General features: G+C 51.5%; 11 protein-coding genes. 6 read left to right on the forward strand and 5 right to left on the reverse strand.

What is annotated here, in order from left to right:
• The first annotated feature begins 50 nt into the window (after positions 1-50).
• Complete coding sequence (gene rnd / locus EFER_RS06455; protein ID WP_001109106.1) at positions 51-1,178, forward strand: ribonuclease D; 1,128 nt, start codon at positions 51-53, stop codon at positions 1,176-1,178.
• A gap of 38 nt (positions 1,179-1,216) precedes the next feature.
• On the opposite strand, the gene ldtC is transcribed toward rnd, so the two are convergent.
• The 3 genes from ldtC to EFER_RS06470 form a co-directional block, all read right to left on the reverse strand.
• Positions 1,217-2,194 carry a L,D-transpeptidase LdtC gene (gene ldtC / locus EFER_RS06460; RefSeq protein ID WP_077626311.1) on the reverse strand — a complete coding sequence of 326 codons (978 nt, stop codon included), beginning with the start codon at positions 2,192-2,194 and terminating at the stop codon, positions 1,217-1,219.
• Between the two features lie 143 nt (positions 2,195-2,337).
• A complete protein-coding gene (gene mfd, locus EFER_RS06465) occupies positions 2,338-5,784 on the reverse strand; it encodes a transcription-repair coupling factor (protein ID WP_015953352.1) in 3,447 nt (1,148 codons plus the stop codon).
• A 127-nt stretch (positions 5,785-5,911) separates the two neighbouring features.
• Positions 5,912-6,985: an acyltransferase family protein gene (locus EFER_RS06470; RefSeq protein WP_000810229.1), complete on the reverse strand. Its 1,074-nt coding sequence runs from the start codon at positions 6,983-6,985 to the stop codon at positions 5,912-5,914.
• A 261-nt stretch (positions 6,986-7,246) separates the two neighbouring features.
• Between EFER_RS06470 and lolC the strand changes: the two genes are divergently transcribed.
• Genes lolC through cobB form a run of 5 tightly spaced genes read left to right on the forward strand, consistent with a single transcriptional unit; the run spans position 7,247 to position 12,161 of the window.
• Positions 7,247-8,446 (forward strand): lipoprotein-releasing ABC transporter permease subunit LolC, encoded by a 1,200-nt coding sequence (gene lolC / locus EFER_RS06475; RefSeq protein WP_000284704.1) that lies wholly within the window; start codon positions 7,247-7,249, stop codon positions 8,444-8,446.
• On the forward strand, positions 8,439-9,140 hold the full coding sequence (gene lolD / locus EFER_RS06480) for a lipoprotein-releasing ABC transporter ATP-binding protein LolD (protein ID WP_001033707.1): 702 nt from the start codon (positions 8,439-8,441) through the stop codon (positions 9,138-9,140). The genes lolC and lolD overlap by 8 nt, the downstream gene beginning before the upstream one ends.
• On the forward strand, positions 9,140-10,384 hold the full coding sequence (gene lolE / locus EFER_RS06485; protein ID WP_001251354.1) for a lipoprotein-releasing ABC transporter permease subunit LolE: 1,245 nt from the start codon (positions 9,140-9,142) through the stop codon (positions 10,382-10,384). Before lolD ends, lolE begins: the two co-directional genes overlap by 1 nt.
• A 28-nt stretch (positions 10,385-10,412) precedes the next feature.
• Positions 10,413-11,324, forward strand: a complete 912-nt coding sequence (gene nagK / locus EFER_RS06490; RefSeq protein ID WP_000291279.1) for an N-acetylglucosamine kinase — start codon at positions 10,413-10,415, stop codon at positions 11,322-11,324.
• A 15-nt stretch (positions 11,325-11,339) separates the two neighbouring features.
• Positions 11,340-12,161 carry a Sir2 family NAD+-dependent deacetylase gene (gene cobB, locus EFER_RS06495; RefSeq protein WP_000952705.1) on the forward strand — a complete coding sequence of 274 codons (822 nt, stop codon included), beginning with the start codon at positions 11,340-11,342 and terminating at the stop codon, positions 12,159-12,161.
• 136 nt (positions 12,162-12,297) lie between these two features.
• Here the strand turns inward: cobB and EFER_RS06500 are convergent, their stop codons facing one another.
• Positions 12,298-13,083, reverse strand: a complete 786-nt coding sequence (locus EFER_RS06500; RefSeq protein ID WP_000720224.1) for a TPM domain-containing protein — start codon at positions 13,081-13,083, stop codon at positions 12,298-12,300.
• The gene (locus EFER_RS06505) at positions 13,080-13,541 is read right to left on the reverse strand and encodes a DUF3592 domain-containing protein (protein WP_015953353.1); all 462 of its coding nucleotides are present in this window, start codon (positions 13,539-13,541) and stop codon (positions 13,080-13,082) included. Before EFER_RS06505 ends, EFER_RS06500 begins: the two co-directional genes overlap by 4 nt.
• Positions 13,542-13,548 lie beyond the last annotated feature (7 nt).

The raw sequence follows: 13,548 nt of genomic DNA on the forward strand, positions 1-13,548 counted from the left end.
CAGCGCCGGTTAATCCGGCGTTTTTTGTCGCCCACCAAAGAGAACACGATTTGAATTATCAATTAATTACCACGGACGATGCATTGGCTTCCCTGTGTGAGGCGGTTCGTGCGTTTCCGGCTATAGCCCTTGACACAGAGTTTGTTCGCACACGTACTTATTACCCGCAACTGGGGCTTATCCAGTTATTTGATGGTGAACATCTCGCTCTTATCGACCCACTCACCATTCGTGACTGGTCTCCTTTAAAATCAGTGCTGCGTGACCCGGCAATAACTAAGTTCTTACATGCGGGTAGCGAAGATCTTGAAGTATTCCTTAATAAATTTGGCGAAATGCCCCAGCCCCTAATCGATACCCAGGTTCTGGCTGCTTTTTGCGGACGGCCGATGTCCTGGGGTTTTGCCTCGATGGTTGAAGAGTATTCAGGCGTAATCCTGGACAAGAGCGAGTCACGTACCGACTGGCTGGCCAGGCCGCTGACCGAGCGTCAGTGTGAATATGCAGCAGCAGATGTCTGGTATCTGTTACCGATTACCGCAAAACTGATGGCAGAAACTGAAGCCTCTGGCTGGTTACCTGCGGCACTGGATGAATGCCGCCTGATGCAAATGCGTCGTCAGGAAGTCGTTGCGCCGGAAGATGCCTGGCGTGATATCACTAATGCCTGGCAGCTACGCACCCGTCAGTTAGCCTGCCTGCAACTGCTCGCCGACTGGCGTTTGCGAAAAGCTCGGGAACGCGATCTGGCGGTAAATTTTGTGGTACGCGAAGAGCACCTGTGGTCAGTGGCCCGATATATGCCAGGTAGCCTTGGTGAGCTGGATAGCCTGGGGCTTTCTGGCAGCGAAATTCGCTTTCATGGTAAGACATTGCTTTCACTGGTTGAAAAAGCGCAGGCGTTGCCAGAAGAGGCTCTGCCACAACCATTGCAAAATTTGATGGATATGCCTGGTTATCGTAAAGCATTTAAAGCGATTAAGGCGCTGGTAGTTGAAGTCAGTGAGGCGAATAAACTCAGTGCAGAATTGCTGGCTTCACGCCGTCAGATTAACCAGTTGCTAAACTGGCACTGGAAATTAAAACCGCAGCATTCACTGCCAGAGATGATCTCCGGCTGGCGTGGAGACTTAATGGCTGAAAGGTTAAATGCGCTTTTGCAGGAATACCCGCAATAAAAGCAATGGCCCGCAATGTTAGCGGGCCATGTAACTTTTTATAGCGCCAGGCTATGAATCGTATTGTTCCCGGTATTGTGCCGACGAACATCCACTGGCATCCCGGAACGGACATCCATCACATGTTGCATGACATCGGCGTCGGTTTGCGCCGCATCTTTAAACGCCTGCATTGAGCCGTTTAGCGTGATTGGCAACAGCTGTGGATCATCATCAATTTTCTCTGAAAGTGGTTGATGCACTTCAACCAGACGCGCACCGTTTGGTTCTGCCGACGCCTTTATTGGCGTATTGATAATCTTCACTTTGGTGCCAGGAGTAACGTGGCTGAAAAGTGTTTTAATATCATCATCGCGCAGTCGAATACAGCCAGAACTTACCCGCATGCCAATGCCGAAATCGGCGTTCGTACCGTGAAGCAAATAAACGCCGCCATAGGCCGCCAGACGAATCGCATGATGGCCCATTGGGTTATCCGGTCCAGCCGGAACTACCGCAGGCAACTCAATTCCCTGTGCCTTATACCGCGCGCGAATGTTTGCCGTTGGCGTCCAGGTTGGGTTTGCACGCTTGTCAGAAACGGTGGTCACCATTGTCGGTGTCAGCGTGTCACCACCCAACTGACCAATGCCGATGGGATACACGGTTACCGAATTTTTTCCTGGCGGATAATAATAGAGACGCAGTTCTGCAAGGTTAATCACAATGCCTTCGCGCGGCGCGTCTGGAAGTAGGGTTTGCAACGGGATCGTTAACACGCTACCCGCGCGCGGTACGTAAGGATCAACGCCAGGGTTAGCCTGTAACAGAGCGAGAAAGCCGACGTTATATTTTTTGGCGATGGCTTCCAGAGAACCACCGTCATTTTCCACTACATGAAATTTATTTTCACCAACCAGACGACTGCCGGCAGGCGGTAGCGGCCAGGTGTTGGCTTTTGCCGGTAGCGCCAGCGCCACGGCAGCGGCGAACGTAAAAAACGTTAGCCAGCGAGAAAAACGCGTTTTGATCATCACCAAAAATCCATAATAAATATAAGGTTATTGTAATAAAAAGATAAGTATGAATTATGGATGGTGACAGTGTCGGATAGTGCAGGGAAGTGCAAATAATTTGTAAATGTTGGATATGGGGGCGCAGAAACGCCCCCGATTAACTATTAAGCGATCGCGTTCTCTTCCAGTTCACGCATAAACTGGCGAATCCATTCGATACGCGTTTTCCGCTCGCTCAAATCCTGAATAAACTTCAGGCGCGTCGGGCCATCGAGGCGATAATGCTGCGGCTGTTTTTGCAGCAAACCAATCAGCCATGCCGGATTAACGTGATTCTTCTCGGCAAATTCGATCAAGCCACCTTTCTCATTACCTTCCAGCTTCCTGATCCCCAGCTTCTGCGCTTGCTGGCGCAAACGAGCAATATCCAGCAGGGTGCGTGCCGGATCCGGCAGCAGGCCGAAACGATCGATAAGCTCAACTTTGATCTCTTCCAGTTCGTTTTCCGTTTTGGCGCTGGCAATACGTTTATAGAACGACAAACGCGTATTCACGTCAGGAATGAAATCATCTGGCAATAGCGACGGCATCCGCAGCTCGACTTCTGTTTGCTGACTGGTGAGATCTTCCAGCGACGGCTCGCGTCCGGCTTTCAGCGCATCGACGGCGTTTTCCAGCAACTCCATATACAGCGAGAAACCGATGGTTTCCATCGAGCCGCTTTGTTCTTCGCCAAGCAGTTCACCCGCGCCGCGGATCTCCAGATCGTGCGTTGCCAGCGCAAAACCTGCTCCGAGATCTTCGAGCGAGGCAATCGCTTCAAGACGTTTTTGCGCATCGGTGGTCATCGCTTTTGGATGCGGCGTCAGCAACCATGCATATGCCTGATGATGCGAACGTCCGACGCGACCGCGCAACTGGTGCAGCTGTGCCAGACCGAAGTGATCCGCGCGTTCAATGATAATGGTGTTGGCGGTAGGGATGTCGATCCCGGTTTCGATAATGGTGGTACAAACCAGCACGTTGAAACGTTGATGATGGAAATCATTCATCACCCGTTCCAGTTCGCGCTCGCGCATCTGCCCGTGACCGATGGCGATCCGCGCTTCTGGCACCAGTTCTGCCAGCCGTTCGGCGGCTTTCTGGATGTTTTCCACATCATTGTAGAGATAATAAACCTGTCCCCCGCGCAAAATTTCACGCAGGATCGCCTCCCGGACCACCAGACTGTCATACTCACGGACAAAGGTTTTAACTGCCAGACGACGGGCAGGCGGCGTAGCGATAATCGACAGATCGCGCATTCCGCTCATTGCCATATTCAGCGTACGTGGGATCGGCGTTGCGGTAAGTGTCAGAATATCCACGTTCGCCCGCATCGCTTTAATGCGCTCTTTATGACGCACCCCAAAGCGGTGTTCTTCATCGACAATCAGCAGACCTAAATCTTTAAACTTGACGTCATTTTGCAGCAGTTTGTGCGTACCGATCAGAATATCGATTTTCCCTTCCGCCACTTCCGCAAGGATTTGCGTCTGCTCTTTGGCGCTGCGGAAACGGGAGATCATTTCGATGCGTACCGGCCAGTTGGCGAAACGGTCGCGGAAGTTGTCGTAATGCTGCTGCGCGAGAAGGGTGGTAGGCACCAGCACCGCCACCTGCTTGTGGTTATCTACCGCCAGGAAAGCGGCGCGCATCGCGACTTCAGTTTTACCAAAGCCAACATCGCCGCACACCAGACGATCCATTGCCAACGGCTGACACATGTCGCTAAGCACCGCATTAATGGCCTGCGCCTGATCCGGTGTGGTTTCAAACGGGAAGCTGTCGCAGAACAACTGATACTGCTCACGATCGTGTTTAAACGCGAAGCCCTCTTTGGCGGCGCGTTGTGCGTAGATATCCAGCAATTCCGCCGCCACATCACGCACTTTTTCCGCCGCTTTCTGCCGCGCGCGTGACCACGCATCGCCGCCAAGTTTATGCAGCGGGGCGTTTTCTTCCGCGCCACCTGCGTAACGGCTAATCAGATGCAGCGACGACACCGGAACATACAATTTGGCGTCGTTGGCATAGGTGAGCATCAAATACTCGCCGGTAATGCCGCCGGCTTCCAGCGTGGTCATTCCGGCATAGCGCCCGACGCCGTGCTCCAGATGGACCACCGGCTGACCAATGTGCAGCTCTGCGAGGTTACGGATCAGCGTGTCAGGATTGATGGCGCGCCGTGAGTCCTGACGGCGACGAGCAACACGTTCACCGAGCAGATCGCTTTCGCAAATCAGCGCCAGATTACGTACCGTATCGATAAAGCCATGTTCGGCAGCGCCAATCATCAGATAACGCCCGCGGTCGCTGGCTTCATCAAGACGCATAATGCGTTGTGGGGCGATTTTGATTCGGGCGAGCAACTCACCCAGCGCTTCGCGACGGCCTTCACTTTCCACCGAGAACACTACCGGACCGTCGAAAGACTCGAGGAACTTACGCAGTGCATCCAGCGGTGCTTTTTGTTGTGCCTGAACGGCCAGGTCTGGCAGTTTCTGGAAACCTAAATTGGCATTCGCTGCTTTCGCAGGTAAATGTTCAGTTTTTAGCTGCACCCGGGGCCAGTTTTTCAGCTCTGAGAAGAGCTCGTCTACGCGCAGCCAGAGCGATTGTGGCGGTAATAGCGGGCGCATCGGATCGACGCCGCGATTTTCAAAACGCGCCAGCGTGTCAGTCTGGAAACGTTCGGCACTGTTTTCCAGATCGCCAGTATTCACCAACAGCGTATTGGCAGGGAAATAACTGAACAGTGGCGGCAGCGGTTCGCTGAAGAATAGCGGCTGCCAGTACTCGATCCCGGCAGGTAATGTGCCTTTACTCACTTGCTGATAAATATGTTCCGGATCGCGCTTCACTTCGAAGGCATCGCGCCACTGGCTGCGGAACAGTTCAATTGCCGCTTTATCTGTCGGAAATTCGTGCGCGGGCAACAGATTGATCGCTTCTACTTCTTCCAGCGTACGCTGGCTGTCAACGTCAAATACGCGCAGGCTATCGATTTCATCATCAAAAAAATCAAGACGATAAGGCAAGTCGCTGCCCATCGGGAAAAGATCCAGCAACGCGCCGCGCGTGGCGTATTCGCCGTGCTCCATAACCTGGTCAACATGGCGATAACCGGCACTGTCCAGTTGCGTACGCAAGGCGTCACGAGATAACCGCTGACCTTTTTTCATCATCAGCGCGTGGCCGTGGAGAAAACTGTGCGGGCAAACGCGCTGCATAAGCGTATTCACCGGAACAATCAGTACGCCACGCTGCATCGTCGGTAGCTGGTAAAGAGTGGAAAGGCGTGAGGAGATAATGTCCTGATGAGGAGAAAAACTGTCGTAGGGAAGGGTTTCCCAGTCCGCCAGATTCATCACCATCTGATCGGTAAACTGGCTGATTTCATCATGCAAACGCAGAGCATTTTGCATATCTGGTGCAATAAGTACCACCGGACCGGCGTGACGTTCGGCAATTTCCGCTACCAGCGTCGCGCAGGCAGCACCGGTTAACTCGCCCAGCAGACGCTGCTCACCCGCTTTGACGGGCAGCGTATAACGATATTGTTCAGGCATAACGGTTGTCAGATTCTCGTTAGGATATGCCTCAACATATGAGGGCATATCTCTGATAAGCAATGCTGTTCATTATCCGTAATCGGCATGGTTTAGCAAATCGAATCGCCCCGCCAGGGGCGATGGCTTAGCGGGAGTAACTGACGGTAGCGGGCAGAGAAGGCGGGGAGAACAACAGATCGCTGAATGCGCGCTGTGAAAGTTTTCTTACCAGCAAGCCCGCAACAGTACAAATCAACAAACTGAGAAAGGGATAAACCAGCAGGAGCGTCAGTTCGACTTGCGGCGACCAGCGTGCCGCGTTCATTTGCGGAATCAGGCTTAAGCTGAATATTTCTACCAGTATGCGATGGGTGGTATAGATAGCAATGGTGTTGGAGCCAATCACATTCAGCAGGCTGGAGGAGCGCATACCGAAGCGTTGCTCGTACTGATAAAACAGCTTCATGATCACCACAATCGATACCAGCGACAACAGCAGCGAGATATTAAACAACCAGGCACCGACCGCCAGAACGGCCAACAAAGAAGCCATCAGCAGATGGCGGCGCAACGGCACCGCTTTAACACAGGTCATTAATGTTGCGCCAAACCATGCGCCAAGACTGTAATAAGGCAAATTGCGGATCACGCTGTTCATTCCCCACCACGGCGTGGGAACGAAATTAACAGCGACACTCAGCAGCACAAACAAGGCGAATAGTGGCAGCGCCAGACGGCTAAAAAGTTTACATATCACGAAATAGACAATTAAAGCATACAGATACCACAAGCTGGTGCTGGCGGTGATCATCCCGTGCAGGAACTCACCGGTGGAATCGGCATAAGCGGCATTGGAGGCATTGCTTAAATCGCGCTCAGGTGCCAGCCACTGATTCAGCGCACTTAACGCCAGCCACTGCACCACGCCCCACAGTGCCAGCACCCAGAAGATGCTCCAGATGCGTTTATCGAGACAATTTCCCCACGGCACGCAATCGATATAGCGGCGAATCAAATAGCCGGATATAAAGAAAAACACCGGCATACGAAAGGGCGCAAGGTAAAGATTGAAATAGATCCAGCATTTGCTCAGGACTTCCGATAACGGATGCTGAAAAGTGGTCAGATGCGGATAAAAGGTAATGACCGAGTGATAAATCACCACCAGACAAATACATAACCCTTTGATCTGGTTAATCCATAGCTCTTTTTGTTTCATCAGGACAACACGCTCTTTTTATTTAACATGCTGTTGATCCTGCGGGGCGAGTCGCGTGGTGTAATGCGTATCTGTCTGTATTTGGTTATTTTTCAGAAAAAGATCAGGCCACAAGACCGATGAGAAAATGAGGCACTTTAGCCGATTGATTTGTCGGTACTTTTCAGATTAGCCCTGACGATCACTTACAGTTCAGACGTTTACCCATCTTGCTTTCGCTTATATACTCGTGTCTTTGCTAACAGCAACCAGACGGATTTCATGTACCAACCTGTCGCTCTATTTATTGGCCTGCGTTACATGCGTGGGCGTGCAGCGGATCGCTTCGGTCGTTTCGTCTCCTGGCTTTCTACCATCGGCATTACCCTCGGGGTGATGGCACTGGTCACAGTATTGTCAGTGATGAACGGCTTTGAGCGCGAGCTGCAAAACAACATCCTTGGCCTGATGCCACAGGCAATTCTCTCTTCTGAGCATGGCTCTCTTAACCCGCAGCAACTCCCGGAAACGGCAGTCAAACTGGACGGCGTTAATCGCATCGCACCTGTCACTACCGGTGATGTGGTACTGCAAAGTGCACGCAGCGTGGCGGTCGGGGTGATGCTGGGTATCGACCCGGCACAAAAAGATCCACTAACGCCGTATCTGGTCAATGTGAAACAAGCTGATCTCGAACCGGGGAAATATAATGTCATTCTCGGCGAACAACTTGCCTCACAGTTAGGTGTCAATCGCGGTGATCAAATCCGCGTGATGGTGCCGTCTGCCAGCCAGTTCACGCCGATGGGGCGTATTCCAAGCCAGCGCCTGTTCAATGTGATTGGCACTTTCGCCGCCAACAGTGAAGTCGATGGCTATGAAATGCTGGTGAATATTGAGGATGCCTCGCGTCTGATGCGTTATCCGGCAGGCAATATCACTGGCTGGCGTTTGTGGCTGGATGAGCCGCTGAAAGTTGATTCTTTAAGCCAGCAAAAACTGCCTGAAGGCAGCAAATGGCAGGACTGGCGTGATCGTAAAGGCGAGCTGTTCCAGGCCGTACGCATGGAAAAAAATATGATGGGCTTACTGCTGAGCCTGATTGTCGCCGTTGCGGCGTTTAACATTATTACTTCGCTGGGGCTGATGGTGATGGAGAAGCAGGGCGAAGTGGCGATCCTGCAAACGCAAGGCTTAACTCCGCGACAAATCATGATGGTCTTTATGGTGCAAGGGGCCAGCGCCGGGATTATCGGTGCGATCCTCGGAGCGGCCCTTGGCGCACTGCTTGCCAGCCAGTTGAATAATCTGATGCCGATAATCGGCGTCCTGCTTGATGGCGCGGCACTGCCAGTCGCTATCGAACCTTTACAGGTCATTGTTATTGCGCTGGTGGCGATGGCTATCGCGCTGCTCTCTACGCTTTACCCTTCATGGCGCGCTGCCGCCACTCAACCCGCTGAGGCTTTACGTTATGAATAAGATCCTGTTGCAATGCGACAACCTGTGCAAACGCTATCAGGAAGGCAGTGTGCAAACCGATGTACTGCACAATGTCAGTTTCAGCGTCGGCGAAGGTGAAATGATGGCGATCGTCGGTAGCTCTGGTTCTGGTAAAAGTACCTTGCTGCACCTGCTGGGCGGGCTGGATACGCCAACCTCCGGCGATGTGGTTTTTAATGGTCAGCCGATGAGCAAACTGTCGTCGGCGGCGAAAGCAGAACTGCGCAACCAGAAGCTGGGCTTTATTTATCAGTTTCACCACCTGCTGCCGGATTTTACCGCCCTGGAAAACGTGGCTATGCCGCTGTTGATTGGCAAGAAAAAGCCCGCTGAAATCAACAGCCGTGCGCTGGAGATGTTAAAAGCGGTGGGGCTGGAGCATCGTGCGAATCACCGCCCATCTGAACTTTCTGGCGGCGAACGCCAGCGTGTGGCGATTGCCCGTGCGCTGGTCAATAACCCGCGGCTGGTACTGGCGGATGAACCTACTGGTAACCTCGATGCACGTAACGCCGACAGCATCTTCCAGTTGCTTGGGGAATTGAATCGCTTGCAGGGCACCGCCTTCCTGGTGGTTACTCACGACCTGCAACTGGCGAAACGTATGAGCCGCCAACTGGAAATGCGTGATGGACGTCTGACGGCGGAACTGAGCCTGATGGGGGCGGAGTAATGGCGATGCCTTTATCGTTATTGATTGGCCTGCGTTTTAGTCGCGGACGGCGGCGCGGCGGCATGGTATCGCTGATCTCCGTCATTTCTACCATTGGCATTGCCCTCGGCGTGGCGGTATTGATCGTCGGGTTAAGCGCGATGAACGGCTTTGAACGCGAACTGAACAACCGCATTCTGGCGGTGGTGCCGCATGGCGAAATTGAGGCGGTGGATCAGCCGTGGACTAACTGGCAAGAAGCCCTGGATAACGTGCAAAAAGTGCCGGGTATTGCCGCTGCCGCGCCGTATATCAATTTCACCGGGCTGGTGGAAAGTGGTGCCAATCTGCGCGCAATTCAGGTCAAGGGCGTTAACCCGCAACAGGAACAGCGTTTGAGCGCATTACCCTCGTTTGTCCAGGACGATGCGTGGAGCAATTTTAAAGCAGGCGAACAGCAAATTATCATCGGCAAAGGCGTGGCGGATGCGCTGAAAGTGAAGCAGGGCGATTGGGTGTCGATTATGATCCCAAATTCGAATCCCGAGCATAAACTGATGCAGCCAAAACGTGTGCGTTTGCACGTTGCCGGTATTTTGCAGTTGAGTGGCCAACTCGATCACAGTTTTGCCATGATCCCGCTGGCAGATGCCCAACAATATCTTGATATGGGTTCCAGCGTGTCAGGTATTGCCCTTAAAATGACGGATGTTTTCAACGCCAATAAGCTGGTACGCGATGCGGGTGAAGTGACCAACAGCTATGTTTATATTAAAAGCTGGATTGGTACTTACGGCTATATGTATCGCGATATCCAGATGATCCGCGCCATTATGTATCTGGCGATGGTACTGGTGATTGGCGTGGCCTGTTTCAACATCGTCTCTACCTTAGTGATGGCGGTGAAAGACAAGAGTGGCGATATCGCAGTATTAAGAACGCTGGGGGCGAAAGATGGTTTAATTCGCGCCATCTTTGTCTGGTATGGATTGCTGGCAGGGCTGTTCGGCAGCCTGTGTGGTGTGATTATCGGCGTGGTGGTTTCACTGCAACTTACCCCGATTATTGAGTGGATTGAAAAGCTGATCGGTCATCAGTTCCTCTCCAGCGATATCTATTTTATTGACTTCCTGCCATCGGAATTGCACTGGCTGGACGTCTTCTACGTACTGGTCACAGCATTGTTGCTGAGTCTTTTGGCAAGTTGGTATCCGGCGCGGCGCGCCAGTAATATTGACCCTGCGCGAGTCCTTAGCGGCCAGTAAAGGCAGTACATTAAAACAAGGAGCGGCAATGTATTACGGGTTTGATATTGGTGGAACAAAAATTGCGCTTGGCGTGTTTGATAGCGGTCGGCAGTTGCAGTGGGAAAAGCGGGTGCCGACACCGCGTGACAGCTATGACGCATTTTTAGATGCAGTGTGCGAGCTGGTGGCTGAAGCTGACCAACGTTTTGGCTGTAAAGGTTCTGTCGGCATCGGTATTCCGGGAATGCCGGAAACAGAAGATGGTACGCTGTATGCCGCCAATGTCCCTGCTGCCAGCGGTAAACCGCTGCGTGCCGACCTGAGCGCACGTCTTGATCGCGATGTACGCCTTGATAACGATGCCAACTGTTTTGCCCTTTCTGAAGCATGGGATGATGAATTTACTCAATATCCACTGGTGATGGGGTTGATTCTCGGCACTGGCGTTGGCGGCGGGCTGATTTTCAACGGTAAACCGATTACCGGTAAAAGCTACATTACCGGCGAGTTTGGCCATATGCGTCTGCCGGTTGATGCATTAACCATGATGGGGTTGGATTTCCCGTTACGCCGCTGCGGCTGTGGTCAAATTGGTTGTATCGAAAATTATCTATCGGGTCGGGGCTTTGCGTGGCTCTGGCAACACTATTATCATCAACCGTTGCAGGCTCCTGAAATTATTGCCTTATGGGAAGAAGGCGATGAGCGGGCGCAGGCACACGTTGATCGCTATCTGGATTTGCTGGCAGTGTGTCTGGGAAATATCCTGACTATTGTTGATCCTGATCTGGTGGTGATTGGCGGGGGATTATCAAACTTTACAGCAATAACAACACAACTGGCGGACAGGTTGCCCCGGCATCTGTTACCTGTAGCTCGTGTGCCGCGTATTGAACGTGCGCGTCATGGAGATGCAGGTGGTATGCGCGGCGCGGCCTTTTTACATCTTAGTGATTAATCAAAAGGGGTTGTTATGCTGTCGCGTCAGAATCACCGATTAAAACGTTTTCGTAAAAACAAACGCCATCTACGCGAACGACTGCGTCAGCGTATTTTTTTCAGAGACAGGGTGGTGCCGGAAGTGATGGAAAAACCAAGAGTATTAGTCCTTACAGGTGCAGGGATTTCTGCAGAATCAGGTATTCGTACCTTTCGCGCCGCAGATGGCCTGTGGGAAGAACATCGGGTTGAAGATGTGGCAACGCCGGAAGGTTTCGATCGTGATCCTGATCTGGTGCAAGCATTTTATAACGCCCGCCGTCGACAGTTGCAGCAGCCAGAAATTCAGCCTAACGCCGCGCATCTTGCGCTGGCTAAACTGCAAGATGCTCTCGGCGATCGCTTTTTACTGGTGACGCAGAATATCGACAACCTGCATGAACGTGCCGGTAATACCAATGTGATTCATATGCATGGGGAATTGCTGAAAGTACGTTGTTCGCAAAGTGGTCAGGTTCTCGACTGGACCGGAGACGTCACGCCAGAAGACAAATGTCATTGCTGCCAGTTCCCGGCTCCGCTGCGCCCACACGTAGTATGGTTTGGCGAAATGCCACTCGGCATGGATGAAATTTATATGGCGCTGTCGATGGCCGATATTTTCATTGCTATTGGCACATCAGGGCATGTTTATCCAGCTGCTGGGTTTGTCCACGAAGCGAAGCTGCATGGCGCGCATACGGTTGAACTCAATCTCGAACCGAGCCAGGTCGGTAATGAATTTGCCGAGAAATATTACGGCCCGGCAAGTCAGGTGGTGCCTGAATTTGTTGAGAAGTTGCTGAAGGGATTATAAATCAGGAGTAATTGCCTGATGCGCTACGCTTATCAGGCCTACAAGGGGCGCAATTAATTGAATTTGCGGATTTTGTGGGCCGGATAAGGCGTTCGCGCCGCATCCGGCATAATACACGCACAATTTACTGCCTCTTTTACCGTTTACTCGTCAATAACAACGCGGCAATAAACGTACAAACACCAATCAGCCCAGCCCAGAGCGGCGATATTCTGGTAATCGCAAAGCTGTCATCGATATACAAACATAAAGCCTGATAACCCATATTGGCAATAGTCATCGCCACTGCAAACTTTAATGCATAATTAAGGCGCGTTGTGTAGTTAAAAAATGCAGTAAAGACGATGAATGCAACAGCCCAGGCAAAAAGGCCTAATGTCGTGGTACTGCCAGGAGGAGCATTCTCATGCAGTTGTTCTGGATGCGGGTAATATGTCAGTGGTGGCGTCGGTTGTTTTAATATCTGTGCTTGTAAAATAGCCAATGCATTATTGATTCCCTGATACCAGAGATCTGCATGTAAATAAGCCAGCGTATGATTTTCTACCAGAAGGCCGAGATGTTTATCGTCCATGCTGCTTTCAACCTGGCCGTTGGTTATCATAATTAACCGTGGTTCGCGGGTAGTAAAAAGTAACAGAACACTTCCTTTTACATCATTCAATGAAGATGACGCATGCGCCAGCATCGCTTTGCCATTTTGCCTGAAGCTTGCTTCATTAACGCCAGGTACAACCACGATAAACGGCGCAATCCCGGTTTGTTGACGAAAAAGCTCCGCTTTCCGCGCAATCTCCTCAGCATCCGGTACAGTACCTGTAACATCCGTAAAAAGTGTCTTCATTATTGGAATCAATGGCTTACTGGTTGCCGTCAGAGGCAGAAGTATCAGTAAACTGAGCAGTATTATGATTTTTTTCATGGGCGGGACTTCCGTTTCCTGCGTGTCTTTTTAGAGGAGGACATACTGATTAATAAACCGACGGCGATAAAAATAACGCCCATAATGCCGATAAACCCCCATTTAAAGAAATTAACCCACGGGTTATTTATCTCAGCCTTTTCAGGATGCCCTGGAGAATAATAAACATTAACTTTATCGCCTTCGCTGTCTTCATAAAAATCGCTGCCGATACTCGAATTGAAAATTAGCGTGTAATCTGGCGTCGGGCGAAAGGCAACGACGGGATACCACGAACCATTTTTACCCGTGCGATGAGAATGACTGGAGTGCCAGACGGTATCAACAATGACGCCTTCGGTATGAATCGCGTCTTTGCTATAGGTGAACTGGTTATAAAAGATAACAACAGAAATGAGGATCAGTACCAGACCGATACCGAGGAATATACGAAAGAAAACTTTACTGTCCTGACTCATTAGCCAC

Source organism: Escherichia fergusonii ATCC 35469, assembly GCF_000026225.1.
Lineage (GTDB): Bacteria > Pseudomonadota > Gammaproteobacteria > Enterobacterales > Enterobacteriaceae > Escherichia > Escherichia fergusonii.

Coding starts and splice junctions, on each gene's coding strand:
- mfd (WP_015953352.1), bottom strand. CDS start 5,784: ATGCCTGAACAATATCGTTATACGCTGCCCGTCAAAGCGGGTGAGCAG.
- EFER_RS06470 (WP_000810229.1), bottom strand. CDS start 6,985: ATGAAACAAAAAGAGCTATGGATTAACCAGATCAAAGGGTTATGTATT.
- lolC (WP_000284704.1), top strand. CDS start 7,247: ATGTACCAACCTGTCGCTCTATTTATTGGCCTGCGTTACATGCGTGGG.
- lolD (WP_001033707.1), top strand. CDS start 8,439: ATGAATAAGATCCTGTTGCAATGCGACAACCTGTGCAAACGCTATCAG.
- lolE (WP_001251354.1), top strand. CDS start 9,140: ATGGCGATGCCTTTATCGTTATTGATTGGCCTGCGTTTTAGTCGCGGA.
- nagK (WP_000291279.1), top strand. CDS start 10,413: ATGTATTACGGGTTTGATATTGGTGGAACAAAAATTGCGCTTGGCGTG.
- cobB (WP_000952705.1), top strand. CDS start 11,340: ATGCTGTCGCGTCAGAATCACCGATTAAAACGTTTTCGTAAAAACAAA.
- EFER_RS06500 (WP_000720224.1), bottom strand. CDS start 13,083: ATGAAAAAAATCATAATACTGCTCAGTTTACTGATACTTCTGCCTCTG.
- EFER_RS06505 (WP_015953353.1), bottom strand. CDS start 13,541: ATGAGTCAGGACAGTAAAGTTTTCTTTCGTATATTCCTCGGTATCGGT.